Here is a 14,454-nt window from a genome sequence, read left to right on the forward strand (position 1 = left end):
GACGTCCCTTCAATAATTTTCGTTGCCACCCCCAGCCGCATGGACGGGGGATCACCAAAAAGGTCGCACGATATCTATTTCTCACCAGGTGGTCATCGTTGTTGAATCACGAAGGCGCCAGGCCTATGACGCACTGCTTGGTAAAATTTGCGGGCGCTTACGACTATCGAGTGGATACCAGCGCAAAGTTGTACCAACCAGACACCGAAATTAACGTTCATGTCATTGCTCCAAAGAGAGTGAATCTTGGCCTCAGTTGGACCATGGACGCATCGCTAAAGCTGGGCGAATCCGTAACCAGTGACGGCTGGACCATAACGGTCAAGGAAACGGGTGTTTTTGGTGATGTGGTTGAGGTGACCAAGGACTGGTTATCTTTATCTTCGGCTAGCCTTGAGGGGTGAAGAAAACTCTTGTGCCCCTTGTTGTAGTCGCAGCTTTCTCTTTGGTTGCTGGCCTGGCTGGCTGTGCTCCGGGAGAGGTGGCTACAAGCACTTCAAGTGAAACCCCCACCTCCGCCACAGCGCCAGAGACAGCTGTTGAGGTGAGTGTTTTAGATGCCGTTGAGGCCAGCTATCAGCTCTGGCTGTTTCAAGGCATGACCGAGGAGGTTACTTCCTCAGGTGATACCTATATCCTGACTTATCAGCCAGGCGCTGAGTTTGTAGCGGCGCTTTACAACATAGAGCTTGAAGATGTTATCCCTATTGAGCAGCCAGAGCTCTTCACCGTTTACAGTGCTTGGATGATGCTCAAGGATGATGCAACTGTGATTGTCGAAGGCGACAACCAACTCACGCTGACAAACGATGGCTACGGCGACTTCACGGTGTTTATTGAAAACGGCATTATCGTCTCCGGTGAAGCGGTGAATGGTTCTTGGACTGGAGTGTTTAGGTATGAGCCGGATCTTCCAACCTTGGAGCTACTGGAACAAGCTCTGAATGCTGAGCAGTAACAGACCTAGTTCTTTTTTAGGAGCGGCGCTATTGAATTCATAGCACCACCCAATACAGCCGGTATTCCTCCGCCTGGGTGCACAGAAGCTCCCACTCGGTAAAGCCAAGGCCTGAGAGGGTTCATATATTGCGGGTTGTGAAATGGACCCGATTGCCACACTGGTTTCGTCGCTCCGTAGAGAGCTCCGCCAGGTGCCCCCCAGCTGCCGAAGTATGCAGGGTCTAGAACAATGTGATCCTCAAATAACTCGGTGATGGGTTGTTTGAGGCCGAGCTTGTTGGAGATTCGGGTAATCTCCTGCCTCACCCAAGGGTGTTGAATGTCGTAATTCCCGCCATCAGCTGGCGCCGTTAGGAGAACTGCAACCGTTGGTTTGTTATTCGGGTAGATCTCTCGGGCTTTGTAGTAGTTCACAAAGGCCATGGTTTGGTTTGGTAGTCGGTTACCTTCAAGCTTTTTATAAAGATCATTCGGGTCATCCGGCATAACAACCGAGTGGGTGACCGTGTTTTTGGGTAGCGGCTTTGCCAAAACTCCGTAGATCGCTATTCCAGAGCAGGACCGCATTCGTGCGGGGAGCGCCGGCTTCCCTGTCATCAGCGACTTGAATACTTGCGGGTCCAAGGACGAAACTATGTAGTCGGCCGTAAAAAAGCCGTTTTTGGTTTCGACACTCCGTTTCTTGATGCTGGTTATTTCCTCGTTGAAGTTGATTGTCACTCCGGCCGCTGTCGCCAACTTGCCGAGCGATTGGGCAATCTCGTTTACTCCACCTACTGGAACTCGAATGCCATCGGTTGCCATTACCGCGGTCATAGATGCGTAAAGCGCGAGGGTTTTAGAAGGAGCGATGCCAGCATTCAGGGTGTGGATGGCGATGATGTCTTTGAGGTCTTGAGGTAGCCACTTGAGAGCATTTAGGTACCAGCTTGTGGTGAGCCTGATTCCATATCGTCTTTGGATCTTGGCAAGCGACGGCAGCGCTTTGGGGTCCATCGGAAGCTTAGTTAGTAGTTGCGTTATTGGCTCGGTTAGCGGAGCATGTTCTTTTTCAAAGCGCTGCCAAGGCTCGAACCACTTGTGATCGGGCTTTACTGGCAGGTCAGTTATTTCATCTTTGTAGTAATACCTGCCAAGTTCATTGAGTTTTACAAACTCTAGGTCTGCAATCTCGCGAGCGGTTTTTGATTGCTTCTCGCCGAGTGAGTCATAGCTTTCTAAAAGTTTGTCCCAGACTCCGGTGAAGGTTACAAGAGCTGGGCCGGTGTCCATGATTTGGCCGGCGACGGTGACTCTTCTTGATTTGCCACCTAGCCAGTCGTGGCGCTCAAGAACGGTAACTTCGTGGCCAGCGCGCGCTAAAAGGGCGGCACTTGCAAGGCCGGAGAGCCCTGCTCCTAGAACGATTACTTTGCTCATGGTTTCCTTCTTTACGGGTAGATACCTAATACCAGACCGGTTACCAACTGAACTCCGGCAACGGCTCCCGCAATGTAAGGAAAGGCAATGGAGTACTTATAAAGATCGTGCGCTTTTTCAGGCGTTGGAGTCTTGAAAATGCCGTAAACCAACAGGCCCGCGATTGCAGCATTCACAATTGCAACTGGAATGTTAACAAGTGCAAATAGCACCGTGGAAATTCCCCACCAAAAGGTCGCCCAAATGGCTGTGTTTTTTGGGCCGAGTTGGACGGCAGTGGTAATGATGCCGGTGTCAGAGTCTTGGGGGATGTCCTGAATTGCATCATAGGCATGCTTGGCAATTGACCAAGCCATCAAACCGGTAACCGCCAACCACACCGGTGTTACTCCAAGGGCTAGCGGAACAAAGGCCAGCGGGAAGGCGTAGTCGGTGTTTGAAAGCGCATCTAGATACTTCCTGGCCTTGAACCTAAGAGGAGGAGCTGAGTAGAAAGTGAAGAACAGCGCATAGGCAAGCATCCATAGGGTTGCTGCCAGCGGCAGGGTTAGTGCGAAGTAGACAAGAAATGGAACATTGGTGACAAGTACCGCTATCCAGATCGGTTTGACTTCATTCGGGAAAATGTGAGCGCCTTCATAACCGCCTTTACGGGCGTTTATGTTGTCGGTTTCCTGGTCAAAGATGTCGTTGATTCCATAGATCAGGATGTTCATCGGGAAGGTGACCCAAATCAAGATTGGGACGATGTCCCAGGTCCACAAAAAGCCCGCCAACCACATTCCAGTGACGGAGGTTCCTATGGTATTCACCCATAGAACCGGACGAGAAATCTCAATTAGCCGCTTCAACATTAGAAAAGCCTAGACGGGAAGCGGCAGTTTAGTTTGAGGTGAAGCATTATCACGAATGTGCCGCAAGAAAACCGCACTTTAGGGGCGTAAATTGCCATACTTGTCACCAATGTTCAATCCTGTTCACAATCGTGAGGCATAAATGACAAGCATCAACCCACTACTGGCGACTGATACTGGATCAATCAGCGAGAATGCGGCCAGTGCAAGCGCCGCCCTCGAGTCGCTTTTGTCTATTAGGTATTTTGAAGAAGCCGTGGACGGCCTGTTTGCTCGCGGACTTATGCATGGAACCATGCACCTGTCGATTGGCCAAGAGGCAGTCGCAACCGGGGTATGCGCAGCGCTTCGAAGGACTGACTTTATTACCTCCACTCACCGCGGTCACGGTCACTGCATTGCAAAGGGTGCCGACCTGACCAGAATGATGGCGGAGCTATTAGCTAAGCAGACCGGCTACTGTCGCGGTCGCGGTGGCTCAATGCACATTGCCGATGTTGAAACTGGCAACCTGGGTGCCAATGGAATTGTCGCCGGCGGAATCCCAATTGCCGCTGGGGCAGCACTAGCCCAAAAGATGAAGGGCAAAGACAACGTCGTTGTGAGTTTCTTTGGTGATGGGGCAACCAATGAGGGTGCATTCCACGAGGCTATGAACTTGGCGGCCATATGGGATTTGCCGGTTGTTTTTGTTTGCGAAAACAATAAGTACGGTATGAGTGGCTCGACAGAATTCAGCATGAGGATTGACCAGATTTCTGAGCGCGCCGGTAGCTATGGCTTTCCTGGAGTAACGGTTGACGGAAATGACGTCGATGCCGTATTCGAAGCCACCAAGACTGCGGTTGAAAGAGCCAGAGCGGGCGAGGGTCCCACTTTGATTGAGTGCATGACTTACCGTCACAAAGGACACTCCAAGAGCGACAAGAATCTCTACCGCACCAAGGAAGAAATCGAGGCCTGGAAGGCCAAGGATCCGATCGGCCGTTTTGAGCAAAAGATTCTGGAGCAGGGGACTTTGACTCAGGAGCAAATCGATGCAATCACTGAAAAGGCCCGTAACTCAGTCCGCAGCGCAATCACCGAGGCGTCCGAAGCCCCAGATTCTGATCCTGCAGAGTTACTCAGCAGCGTTTACAGGGAGGCAGAATAAATGACCGAACGCATACTTACCTACGCCGAAGCAATTCGTGAGGCGATTGGGCAGGCCATGGAGACTGACGAGAACGTTTTCATGCTCGGCGAGGACATCGGCATCTACGGGGGCGCCTTTGGTGTTTCAGGGGATCTTTACCATCGGTTCGGAAAAGATCGAATCCTAGACACTCCAATTTCAGAGCTCGGCATAGTCGGTGCTGCGGTCGGTGCTGCCCTTGTTGGCATGAAGCCTATTGTTGAGATTCAGTTCTCGGACTTCACAGCTCAGGCCATGGACCAAATTGTTAACCAGGCCGCCAAGATTCACTTCATGCTCGGTGGCGAGCTTTCGGTGCCGTTGGTGCTTCGAGCGCCTTCCGGTTCAGGGACTGGTGCTGCTGCGCAGCACTCTCAGAGCCTAGAGGCCTGGTTTGCTCACGTGCCGGGGCTAAAGGTAGTTATGCCATCAAGCCCCTACGAGGCCAAGGGTCTATTGCTTGCAGCCCTAGATGACCCAAACCCAGTTATTTTCCTAGAGCACAAGCTTTTGTATAAAACCTCTGGCCATGTTCCAGAGGAGCAGTACCGGATTCCCCTAGGGACAAGCAACCTGGTCCTAAGCGGCAATGACCTGACGGTCGTGGCAAGCGGAGTGATGGTTTCTCGGTGCCTTGAAGCGGCTGAGTCTCTCAAGGATTCCGGTGTTGAAATAGAGGTAATCGACATTCGATCATTGTCGCCTTTTGACATGGGCCCGATAAACGATTCGATTCTAAAGACTGGCAAGGTCATGCTCGTTCAAGAGGCTCCGAAGCACGGAGGGTTTATGGCCGAGGTTGCAGCTCAAATTTCTGAAGGACCGGCGCTATTCTCACTGACTGAGCCGGTTCGAAGGTTGTGCGGAATGGACGTTCCTATCCCATATGCTCCGCAGCTTGAAAAGAGTGTTGTTCCTCAGTTGGATGACATCATTGCCAATGCTCTAGAAGTGCACAGGGGTAGCTAATGGCCAGCACCGCGATAGTGATGCCCAAGATGTCAATGACTATGACCGAGGGCGAGGTAGTGGAGATCCTTATCGCGGTCGGTGATGAAATCACATCAGGTCAGCTCGTGGCAGTGGTTGGAACCGATAAGACCGACATGGAGGTTGAGTCAGACCACGCCGGCAAGGTACTAGAGGTTTTGGCTAAACCAGGTGATGTGCTTGAGGTTGGAGCTCCAATGTTTATGTTGGAAACCCAAGGCGAAGACTTACTAGCGGGATTGTTTGGGTCGGCTCCAGAAGCGGTAGAGCCAGCCCCAGCTGCAACTGAAGTTTCCACGGTTGCAGCTTCCAGTCAGGCGCCGGTTGAAGAATCAGTTATCAGTGAAGTGCCGGCGGTACCAGAGCCTGCAAAGCCGATTTTGGCTATGCCCGGCGCTCGCAGGCAAGCAAGAGATCAAGGTATTGATCTAGCTAACGTGCAGGCTGCAAGCCCCAGCGGAGTAATCAAACAGTCCGATTTGGCTGTGTCTAGGGGTTCGGCTCAAGCTATAGAGCCGAATAGAGAGCTGAAGGCGAGGGCGTTGATTGCCAAGGTTGTCGCGACCTCTCTTGAAATACCGCAGTTCAGTTTGAGCAAAAAGGTTTCAATTTCAAAACCGCTGCCCAAAGATTTTGAAACAAGAGCGAGCTTGCTACTTCAAGCTTGGCAAAAAACTATTGCCGCCAGTCCGAAACTAAACACTCGCTTTGTTGACGGCAGCTTTGTTTCTAACTCAGAAGTCAGGGCTGCATATCTCGTGGAGACAAGCCTTGGCTTTGTGTCACCAGTTATTTCTTTGGCCGGAGACTTTGCAATTACTGTTGGGAGCATTTTGGCTGCTGCAAGTACAAACAAAATTTCGTTGGAGAACCTATCTGGGGCGACAACCTCAGTTACTGACTTATCCGAGTTCGATGTTTTGCAGGCGAATACATTGTTGTTTGGCTCGCAAACCAGCGGCCTAAATTTAGGTAAAGCACTGGAACAGGAACAAGCAGTCACAATTGATGTCACAATTGTGCTGGATCACAGAATTGTTGATCCGGGCGATGGAGCCAGAGCGCTCGGTCTATTTGAGAAGTTTTTGAACGAGGTGTTGGATGGCTAGTGCTAGAGATCGCGCCGAGATCGTTAAGGTCGCTCGCATGTACTACGAGCAAGAGATGTCTCAAGACCAGATCGCAAGGGCGCTTCTGACTAGCCGGTCGAACATCTCCCGCATTCTCACAGTCGCAAAGAAAAAAGGCATCGTGGAAATTAGAGTCGCGGAAGCGGCCAAGCGCGACACGGAACTTGAGGAAATGCTTGTCGCCCGATTCGGCCTCAGAGCTGCCGCGGTGGCAAGCGTACCTGAGGGGACCGGTGACGTCGGACTGATTGGTGAACTGGCCGCAACTCACTTCCTAACTCACCTTAAGCCCCGAGCCAAGGTGGCGATATCTTGGGGTCGGTCTATGGAGGCAATGGTCGCCGCCGTGGAGAGACACCAAAGGCCAGACGTAACTTTCATCCCTTTGATGGGGGGAATGACTGGAGCTCCGAATAGCCTAAATGGGGAAACCCTGATTCGGTCGCTGGCGGAAAAGTTGAGTGCCGATTTCCAAGTGCTACACGCGCCCACCATCGTGCAATCGCCCGAAGTGAAGACGGCACTAATTCAGGAGCCGAGCATCAGTCGCGTCATAGAGGCCGCAAAAAGCGCTGACGTTGCTTTCGTAGGGGTTGGTTCGAAGGAGTCCTCCAGCGCAAATTATGTCTTGGAAGCGGCTGGAATGACTCAGTTACATCATCGAGATTTTTGGTCTAAGTTCGAGGGCGATCTGGGTGGGAGATTTTTCGATACGAACGGCAGGGCGATTGACAGCCAGCTAGATGAGAGAACTATCGGAATTGACTTGGAGGATTTGCGTAAGATTCGGAATGTAGTTGGGGTTGCCCACGGTGCAGATAAGGCGCCTGGGGTCTTGGCGGCACTCCGAGGTCAATTGATCACAGAGCTGGTAACAAGCCAAGACTGCGCAAAGCGGATCCTGGGCATAGAAGCTCACTGAGGGCTAAATTGCCTGTTAGAAAGTGCTCGCAAATTCGTGATTATGGCCTTGATCAATAGCTGCCCGAAACTCCCTCACACTGCTCAAAACAAATTGAATCCCGGTAGCAGTAGGCGACTGCGACTAGCGGCCCAGAATCTCCATAATGGCCTTGTCCGTTTTGGCCTCCATGAGCGACTCTAGAAAGCCCGACGCCTGAATCTTGTCTATCACTGACATGAGCAGATCTACTTGGTTCTTAGGGTTTGTAATCAGCAAAGGAAACATCATGCTAATCGAAACCGTGCCATCGACGGACCCCATTTCACCCCAATCCACCGGACTTTCAAGCTTAAAAAAGCCAAAGCCATCCGCCTTTACGTGCACGGATTCGGTGTGTGGAATGGCAACCGGAATAACCATTGGCAACCCAGTTGGGAAGTCTTTTTCTCGACCTATGACTGCTTCAAGCCAGCTGTTGTGCACGAGGTCGAGGCTCTTCGCAGTGTTTGCGACACCCTTAAGGGCATCTTCTAAAGTACTTACTTGCATGCGTGACGAAAAGAAGTTCGGGATCAGCTGAGCGTTAAAGGACATGACAAAACCTTAACAAGAATCACGACCTTAAAGAAGTCACAAATGTGCAGATTCGGTTTGGATTAATAACTTTGTGCCGTGCTAATTTGACTCCAAGATTTCAACGCTGAAATCAGTCAAGAGGTTGTGAGTATGAAAAAGATTCTTGTTATTTGCGGCACGGGAGTTGCCACCTCGACCGTGGTGGCCGTAAAAATTCAGGAGCACTGCGCATCGCAGGGCATTCCGATTTCAGTAACTCAGGGCAAAGTCATGGATTTAGTTAGAGGCGTGGAGGGCTACGACCTCATTGTGGCTACGACGCCAATCCCTAAATCAATAGAAATCCCGGTAATTCAAGGACTTCCGTTTCTCACCGGTATAGGTGTTGAGCAAACCCTTGAGGGCATCGTGGACGCACTGAAATAAGCAGTTAAGCCAAATCAAGAAACCTGGAGGGTTGAATTGAATGAAGCATTAGAACAAATTAGTCAAATATTCCTGGATCTAGGGGCATCTATAGCCCTGCCGATCCTCATCACCTTGTTCGGCGTGGCCCTTGGACAAAAGTTTCCCAAGGCATTTCGTGCTGGTGTAATGATCGGTATTGGATTCATAGGTATCGGTCTAATCGTTGGCCTGCTTTTCGGACAAGTTGGTCCGGCGGCTCAAGGCTTAGCAGCAAGGTTTAATGTAAACCTGGATATTGTGGATGTTGGGTGGCCAGCTAGCGCTGCAATCGCATTCGGTTCACAAGTTGGCGCAGTTGCCATTCCGGTTTTGCTACTGCTGAACGTACTCTTATTAGCTGCTGGGTTGACTAAGACCCTAAACATCGACCTTTGGAACTACTGGCACTTCGCCTTCATCGGTGGTCTAGTTGCAGCTACCACGGGGAACTTCCTCATGGGCATTGCAGTTGCATGTATTGCGATGCTCTTGACTTTGGCTCTTGCCGACTGGGCAGCACCAAAAATTCAGGCGCACTACGACTACCCAGACATCTCATTCCCGCACGGAACTTCGGCGGCGTACGCGCTCATTGCGGCTCCTCTTAACTGGGTGTTTGATCGGATCCCTGGTTTTAATAAGCTAAAGGCAGACCCAGATTCAATCCAAAAGCGATTCGGCATATTCGGCGAATCAATGATCCTCGGATTTGGAATTGGATTGTTGCTTGGTCTTGCAGGATACGGACTAGACGAGCCTCGTGCAGACATCATTGCGATCCTGGGTCTAGGTATCAATTTGGCCGCAGTAATGGTGCTGCTACCTAGAATGGTCGCCATTCTTATGGAAGGCCTTATTCCAATCTCCGATGCTGCTCGTGCATTCGTGACAAAGCGACTTCCTGGACGAGAGTTCTATATAGGCCTAGATTCCGCAATCGTGATTGGTCAGCCTGCCGTTATAGCAACATCGTTGATACTCGTGCCAGTCACCTTATTAACGGCAATCGCTTTGGCACCGTTGGGCAACCGAGTGCTCCCACTGGTTGACCTCGCGACCATACCGTTCATCGTCGCACTGATGGTTCCAATCTTCCGCGGAAATATCGTGCGTTCGGTCGTTGGTGGAGCAATCGTGATTGGCGCCGGACTGTTCATCGCTACAGCTCTTGCTCCATCCATCACCAAGGTTGCTGAAAACGCGGGCTTCCAAAACGAGACCGGTGGATTGATTTCATCTCTTGTTGACGGCGCAAACCCCATGACAGGCATGTTCTACTTGTTTGGAAACATGGGATGGCTCGGTATCGCAGGACTCGCAGTAGCCTCTCTCGCATTCGCTGTGTGGGTCAGAATCAGAGGCAAGGCTAGGGTGGCCGACAAGGCCAAGGTAGCTGCCTAAAAAGCAAATTGCTAAAGAGGTCCCTTTTGCGGGGGCCTCTTTAGTAATTTAACGGGACTCCGACTACGAGGCCAATGAAAGACCGTCCTTCGCCTCAAAACCCTTCGGCAATCAGAAGGGTTTAATGCAAATCGGAACTAAGTTCGAGCACGTCTCAGGTGGGAGCTAGTTCTCCACAGCCAGGCGACCTAGCGCAAGTGGACTAATCGGCCTAGGGATAGTTTTATGGTTAAGCAGATGAACATGCACGAGGCAAAGACAAACTTTTCCAAACTCGCCCAACAAGTTGAGGCCGGCGACGAGGTTTTGATTGCCAGAGATGAAAAGGTCATCATGAGGCTTTGAAAGTTCGAAGCAGAGCTCCCGGTGCCAAGGGACTTTTCAAGTTTGAAGGGTCTGGCTTTTCCGATCATTGATGAGGAGTGGGATCTGATGGATCAAGAGTTCCTGGATTCAATCGAATATGGCAAGCTGGATGCATAAGAGATACCTATTTGACACTCAAGTCTTGGTCTGGCTGGAGCATTTTCCAGCGCGCATCGGAAAGAATTTAATTCATCTGATTGAAAGAAGAGAGATCTATTTCTCATCGATTTCAGTCGCTGAATTATCCTTTATGAGGTCTTTGGGAAAGTATCTATTCAACCCGGACTTGCCAAGCGTCTGGAACGAAGCGGGCATCATGGCACTGAATTTTGACACAGGAGCAAGCTTCGCCTGTCCTAGCTTTTTGCCAGTCAGGTACCAGACCCAATGTACCGACAAATTATGGCTACAGCCGCCGCAAATAACTTGATTCTCGTGAACTCAGATCGAAAGATACTCGCTCAAAACTTTGATTGGATATTGGATGCCACAACGTAGACTTGGGGCTGTCTAAGGAGTCAGATGTCTAACCGCCAAGTCACACCCAGAACCGAGGGCTGGACTCAGAAAAAAGATGAATCCGGCAAGCCGTTATTGCAGTTCGCCGAACCCAAGCGCGGAAAGCCGCCGCTTCATCTAGCGGACATCGAACCAGGCGAACGAGCAGCCAGAGTCAAAGAACTCGGCATTGAACCCTTTAGGGCCAAGCAACTGGCGACCCATTACTTTGATCACTACACCTCAGACCCTGAAAAGATGACCGATCTTCCAAAAATCGGCCGTGAAGAGCTGGTTGAAAAAGTGCTGCCCACCATGCTCACCGAAGTCAAGAGACTGCAGACCGATGACGGTAAGACTGTTAAATTCTTGTGGCGCTTATTTGACGGAGCCTTGGTCGAATCAGTTCTCATGCGCTACACAAACCGCATCACACTGTGTGTTTCTTCACAGGCCGGCTGTGGCATGAACTGTCCGTTCTGCGCGACCGGGCAGGCGGGACTGGTTCGCAATATGTCAGCCGGTGAAATTGTTGATCAGATTGTCCGTGCCAACGAGCTAATTGCAGCGGGCGGCTTGGGTAAGCGCAAGCACGACGACGAGCGGGTAAACAACATTGTTTTTATGGGCATGGGTGAACCGCTCGCAAATTACGCAAGGGTAATGAGCGCTATCCGGACAATGGTTGAACCACAGCCAAATGGTCTGGGCATGAGTGCGAGGAACATAACGGTGTCAACCGTTGGCCTAGTTCCTGGAATCAAGAAACTAGCCGATGAAGATCTACCTTTGACTTTCGCGCTCTCACTGCACGCCCCGGATGACCAACTGCGAGATGATTTGATCCCAGTGAACTCAAAGTGGAAGGTAGATGAAGCACTCGATGCTGCCAGGAGCTACTTTGAGAAAACTGGAAGAAGAGTTTCGATCGAGTACGCGCTTATAAAAGACATGAACGATCACGGGTGGCGAGCGGAATTACTCGCTCAAAAGCTGAATGACCGCGGAAAAGGCTGGGTTCACGTGAACCCAATTCCACTGAACCCAACGCCGGGTTCAGTATGGACAGCGTCAACTGCGGAACAAACCGACATCTTTGTTTCTACCCTTGAGAAAAACGGAATTCCAACCACTCTGCGCGATACTCGCGGCAAGGAAATAGACGGAGCCTGCGGGCAGCTGGCTGCTACGGACTAAGGTTTGCAAAACTGTCAAGACCCCCTAGACTAAACTGATGACTCAATTATCTTTTGGACTAGACACCTTCGGCAACGTCTCTCTTGATGACAATGGAAATATGCTTTCCGCCGCACAGGTGATTCGCGATGTTTTAGCTCAGGGTCAGCTCGCTGATGAGCTAGGTCTCAATAACTTCAACATCGGCGAACACCACCGAGATGATTTTGCAGTCACTGCTCCAGACACAATCTTGGCTGGCCTTGCCACCACCACAAAGAACATAACCCTTGGCACCGGAGTGACAGTTTTATCAAGCGAAGATCCGGTTCGGGTTTACCAGCGCTTTGCCACAATCGACGCACTATCTAACGGCCGGGTTCAGATAACCGCGGGGCGTGGATCATTCATTGAGAGCTTTCCGCTTTTTGGCTACGAGCTATCCGATTACAACGAGCTTTTTGAGCAGAAGCTTGAATTATTGGTGGAGCTCCTGAAAGAGGGTCCCGTCACCTGGTCCGGGTCCATGAGAGCCGGGTTATCAAACCAAGAGGTTTACCCAAAGACCGAGCGCGGCCAAATGCCACTCAGGGTTGGTGTTGGCGGTTCGCCGGAGTCGGTGCTTCGAGCAGCCAGACTAAAGATTCCAATGGCGCTTGCCATAATTGGTGGTGACCCAGCAAGGTTTGAGCCTTTTGCGAGGTTATATAAAGAAACTCTTGCAAAGTTGGGCGTGCCCGAGTTATCAGTCTCGGTTCATTCACCCGGTCACGTCGCGGAAACTGATGACCAGGCCATCGAGGAGGCTTGGCCAGGCTATGAGGCCTCGTTTGGGAAGATCGGGCTAGAACGCGGTTGGGGTCCGACTTCAAAGGAGCATTTTTTGTCCGAGGTTTATCACGGGTCAATGTATGTCGGCTCGCCAGAGACAGTGGCGAAAAAGATTGTTCATGCCCTTAGCTCTGTTGGTGCAAGCCGCTTTGACTTGAAGTACGACATGGGACCGTTATCGCACTCAAAGCTCACAAAGAGCATCGAGCTATACGCAACCAAAGTTGTTCCTATGGTTCGCGACATGCTCTCAAACCCCTAGCTGCAGGGGTTCGGGGCATTTTCGGGGCAAGCGAACTCTTCAGGAATGTTCGTGAATGATTGGAAATGTTCGTTTGTGACCACTTCGTTATCAAATCTGTTCAATTTGGTCCTATTTCGTGGTTATTCTGTAGCCAGACATTCTTACTAGGAGGTTCAATGTTGAACAAAATTACCGGTCACGAAGTTGACCGTCGTTTACTTCTCAAGGGCGCAGCTGCCGGTGGTCTAGGTATTGCCGGTGCCACCATGTTGGCAGGCTGTGCGCCTGCAGCATCGGGCCCAATGTCATTCGGTGCCCGCACCGTTGACGAGTCGCCAACTCAGCAGCTAGAAGCGCTAGTTGCCGCTTACACCGCGAAGTCAGGCAACGAAGTTGCCTACAACGCGACGGAGTCAAACGCTTTCCAGAACAACTTGTCGCAGTACTTGCAGGGAACACCTGACGACTGCTTCCAGTGGATGGCCGGTTACCGCATGCAGTTCTTCGCGGAGCAGGGTCTTCTAGAGGACGTGTCAGACGTTTGGGATGACATCGGAAGCCAGTACTCCGACAGCTACAAGATTGCGGCTACAGGCCTTGACGGGAAGCAGTACTTCGTTCCTCAGAGCTGGTACCCGTGGGGTCTTCACTTCCGTAAGTCAATGATGGAAGAGATCGGCCTGGCCGCAACTGACGTCTACAACTGGGACGACATGTTGGGAGCTCTAAAGGAGCTCAAGGGCCAGGGCCTAATTGGACTTGCAGCTGCCGACAAGGGTGGCTGGGAAGCAATGGGCACCTTTGACATCTTGAACGCACGTATCAATGGCTACCAGTTCCACGTCGACCTACTTGCCGGCCGTGAGAAGTGGACCGATGACCGCGTCAAGGAAGTCTTCCGTCACTGGGAGATGCTACTTCCTTACCAGAACACCAACGTCCTAGACCTTGAGTGGGATGGCGCAATGCAGCTGCTATTGCAGAAGCAATCTGGATTCTTCATGATGGGCTCATGGTTCGGTGGAAACTTCAAAGAGCAGAGCCAAGAAGATTATGACGACCTAATGATCATTCCTTTCCCAGAGATCAACGCAGACCACGGACGCGACACTGTCGATGCTCCACTGGATGGTTTCTGTGTTGCAGCGAACGGTGGAAACGCCAGCGTTGGTAAGGACTTCATCAAGTTCGCCGGCGACATGGAAGGTGTTCAGGCCATGCTTGACACCGGTGTCCCAATGACCAGCGCTAACAACGGTCAGGACAAGTCATCCTACGATGCATTCCAGGTCGCTCAGCAAGCTGTTATGGACGAGGCTAAGTACATCACTCAGTTCCTAGACCGCGACACCCGCCCCGACTTTGCCGGCCCAATCATCGGTCCTGCATTCCAGAGCTGGTTCAAGGACCCATCTAGCACGAATGACATTCTTGAGTCATTGCAGAGCCAGTGGGACGCTCTAGCTCCGCTGTAAAGCGAAGCT

The 14,454-nt window shown here is 51.4% G+C and carries 16 protein-coding genes; 13 read left to right on the top strand and 3 right to left on the bottom strand.

Going from position 1 to position 14,454, the window contains the following annotated elements:
- Window positions 1–98 precede the first annotated feature (98 nt).
- Complete coding sequence (locus tag ABXT50_RS00510; RefSeq protein WP_415274242.1) at window positions 99–404, top strand: hypothetical protein; 306 nt, start codon at window positions 99–101, stop codon at window positions 402–404.
- Window positions 401–958, top strand: a complete 558-nt coding sequence (locus ABXT50_RS00515) for a hypothetical protein (protein WP_415274243.1) — start codon at window positions 401–403, stop codon at window positions 956–958. The genes ABXT50_RS00510 and ABXT50_RS00515 overlap by 4 nt, the downstream gene beginning before the upstream one ends.
- Window positions 959–963: 5 nt before the next feature.
- Here ABXT50_RS00515 and ABXT50_RS00520 read toward each other — a convergent pair whose 3' ends face one another.
- The gene (locus ABXT50_RS00520; protein ID WP_415274244.1) at window positions 964–2,379 is read right to left on the bottom strand and encodes a phytoene desaturase family protein; all 1,416 of its coding nucleotides are present in this window, start codon (window positions 2,377–2,379) and stop codon (window positions 964–966) included.
- A gap of 11 nt (window positions 2,380–2,390) precedes the next feature.
- On the bottom strand, window positions 2,391–3,233 hold the full coding sequence (locus tag ABXT50_RS00525; protein WP_415274245.1) for a UbiA family prenyltransferase: 843 nt from the start codon (window positions 3,231–3,233) through the stop codon (window positions 2,391–2,393).
- A 142-nt stretch (window positions 3,234–3,375) separates the two neighbouring features.
- Between ABXT50_RS00525 and ABXT50_RS00530 the strand changes: the two genes are divergently transcribed.
- The 4 genes from ABXT50_RS00530 to ABXT50_RS00545 are packed head-to-tail and all read left to right on the top strand — an operon-like array spanning window position 3,376 to window position 7,449.
- On the top strand, window positions 3,376–4,386 hold the full coding sequence (locus ABXT50_RS00530; RefSeq protein ID WP_415274246.1) for a thiamine pyrophosphate-dependent dehydrogenase E1 component subunit alpha: 1,011 nt from the start codon (window positions 3,376–3,378) through the stop codon (window positions 4,384–4,386).
- The gene (locus ABXT50_RS00535; RefSeq protein ID WP_415274247.1) at window positions 4,387–5,376 is read left to right on the top strand and encodes an alpha-ketoacid dehydrogenase subunit beta; all 990 of its coding nucleotides are present in this window, start codon (window positions 4,387–4,389) and stop codon (window positions 5,374–5,376) included.
- Entirely contained in the window at window positions 5,376–6,506 is a 1,131-nt protein-coding gene (locus tag ABXT50_RS00540; RefSeq protein WP_415274248.1) for a biotin/lipoyl-containing protein, read from the top strand. Before ABXT50_RS00535 ends, ABXT50_RS00540 begins: the two co-directional genes overlap by 1 nt.
- Window positions 6,499–7,449, top strand: coding sequence for a sugar-binding transcriptional regulator (locus ABXT50_RS00545; RefSeq protein WP_415274249.1), 951 nt, complete (start codon window positions 6,499–6,501; stop codon window positions 7,447–7,449). The genes ABXT50_RS00540 and ABXT50_RS00545 overlap by 8 nt, the downstream gene beginning before the upstream one ends.
- 123 nt (window positions 7,450–7,572) lie before the next feature.
- Here ABXT50_RS00545 and ABXT50_RS00550 read toward each other — a convergent pair whose 3' ends face one another.
- On the bottom strand, window positions 7,573–8,025 hold the full coding sequence (locus ABXT50_RS00550; protein ID WP_415274250.1) for a PTS sugar transporter subunit IIA: 453 nt from the start codon (window positions 8,023–8,025) through the stop codon (window positions 7,573–7,575).
- A 132-nt stretch (window positions 8,026–8,157) separates the two neighbouring features.
- Here ABXT50_RS00550 and ABXT50_RS00555 point away from each other — a divergent pair, with 132 nt between their 5' ends.
- The 7 genes from ABXT50_RS00555 to ABXT50_RS00585 all read left to right on the top strand — a co-directional run bounded on the left by ABXT50_RS00555 (window position 8,158) and on the right by ABXT50_RS00585 (window position 14,445).
- Entirely contained in the window at window positions 8,158–8,433 is a 276-nt protein-coding gene (locus ABXT50_RS00555; RefSeq protein WP_415274251.1) for a PTS sugar transporter subunit IIB, read from the top strand.
- 36 nt (window positions 8,434–8,469) lie between these two features.
- On the top strand, window positions 8,470–9,855 hold the full coding sequence (locus ABXT50_RS00560) for a PTS galactitol transporter subunit IIC (RefSeq protein WP_415274252.1): 1,386 nt from the start codon (window positions 8,470–8,472) through the stop codon (window positions 9,853–9,855).
- 225 nt (window positions 9,856–10,080) lie between these two features.
- Window positions 10,081–10,200 (top strand): type II toxin-antitoxin system Phd/YefM family antitoxin, encoded by a 120-nt coding sequence (locus ABXT50_RS00565; RefSeq protein WP_415274253.1) that lies wholly within the window; start codon window positions 10,081–10,083, stop codon window positions 10,198–10,200.
- Between the two features lie 130 nt (window positions 10,201–10,330).
- On the top strand, window positions 10,331–10,651 hold the full coding sequence (locus tag ABXT50_RS00570; protein ID WP_415274254.1) for a hypothetical protein: 321 nt from the start codon (window positions 10,331–10,333) through the stop codon (window positions 10,649–10,651).
- Between the two features lie 92 nt (window positions 10,652–10,743).
- On the top strand, window positions 10,744–11,916 hold the full coding sequence (gene rlmN / locus ABXT50_RS00575; protein ID WP_415274255.1) for a 23S rRNA (adenine(2503)-C(2))-methyltransferase RlmN: 1,173 nt from the start codon (window positions 10,744–10,746) through the stop codon (window positions 11,914–11,916).
- A 37-nt stretch (window positions 11,917–11,953) separates the two neighbouring features.
- Entirely contained in the window at window positions 11,954–12,988 is a 1,035-nt protein-coding gene (locus tag ABXT50_RS00580; RefSeq protein ID WP_415274256.1) for an LLM class flavin-dependent oxidoreductase, read from the top strand.
- A 158-nt stretch (window positions 12,989–13,146) separates the two neighbouring features.
- On the top strand, window positions 13,147–14,445 hold the full coding sequence (locus tag ABXT50_RS00585) for an ABC transporter substrate-binding protein (protein WP_415274257.1): 1,299 nt from the start codon (window positions 13,147–13,149) through the stop codon (window positions 14,443–14,445).
- Window positions 14,446–14,454 lie beyond the last annotated feature (9 nt).

The organism is Aquiluna sp. Uisw_065 (assembly GCF_047731275.1).
GTDB lineage: Bacteria > Actinomycetota > Actinomycetes > Actinomycetales > Microbacteriaceae > Aquiluna.

Excerpts from the sequence above, each read along its gene's own strand:
- ABXT50_RS00520 (WP_415274244.1), bottom strand. The coding sequence starts at position 2,379 with ATGAGCAAAGTAATCGTTCTAGGAGCAGGGCTCTCCGGCCTTGCAAGT.
- ABXT50_RS00525 (WP_415274245.1), bottom strand. The coding sequence starts at position 3,233 with ATGTTGAAGCGGCTAATTGAGATTTCTCGTCCGGTTCTATGGGTGAAT.
- ABXT50_RS00530 (WP_415274246.1), top strand. The coding sequence starts at position 3,376 with ATGACAAGCATCAACCCACTACTGGCGACTGATACTGGATCAATCAGC.
- ABXT50_RS00535 (WP_415274247.1), top strand. The coding sequence starts at position 4,387 with ATGACCGAACGCATACTTACCTACGCCGAAGCAATTCGTGAGGCGATT.
- ABXT50_RS00540 (WP_415274248.1), top strand. The coding sequence starts at position 5,376 with ATGGCCAGCACCGCGATAGTGATGCCCAAGATGTCAATGACTATGACC.
- ABXT50_RS00545 (WP_415274249.1), top strand. The coding sequence starts at position 6,499 with ATGGCTAGTGCTAGAGATCGCGCCGAGATCGTTAAGGTCGCTCGCATG.
- ABXT50_RS00550 (WP_415274250.1), bottom strand. The coding sequence starts at position 8,025 with ATGTCCTTTAACGCTCAGCTGATCCCGAACTTCTTTTCGTCACGCATG.
- ABXT50_RS00555 (WP_415274251.1), top strand. The coding sequence starts at position 8,158 with ATGAAAAAGATTCTTGTTATTTGCGGCACGGGAGTTGCCACCTCGACC.
- ABXT50_RS00565 (WP_415274253.1), top strand. The coding sequence starts at position 10,081 with ATGGTTAAGCAGATGAACATGCACGAGGCAAAGACAAACTTTTCCAAA.
- ABXT50_RS00570 (WP_415274254.1), top strand. The coding sequence starts at position 10,331 with ATGCATAAGAGATACCTATTTGACACTCAAGTCTTGGTCTGGCTGGAG.
- rlmN (WP_415274255.1), top strand. The coding sequence starts at position 10,744 with ATGTCTAACCGCCAAGTCACACCCAGAACCGAGGGCTGGACTCAGAAA.
- ABXT50_RS00580 (WP_415274256.1), top strand. The coding sequence starts at position 11,954 with ATGACTCAATTATCTTTTGGACTAGACACCTTCGGCAACGTCTCTCTT.
- ABXT50_RS00585 (WP_415274257.1), top strand. The coding sequence starts at position 13,147 with ATGTTGAACAAAATTACCGGTCACGAAGTTGACCGTCGTTTACTTCTC.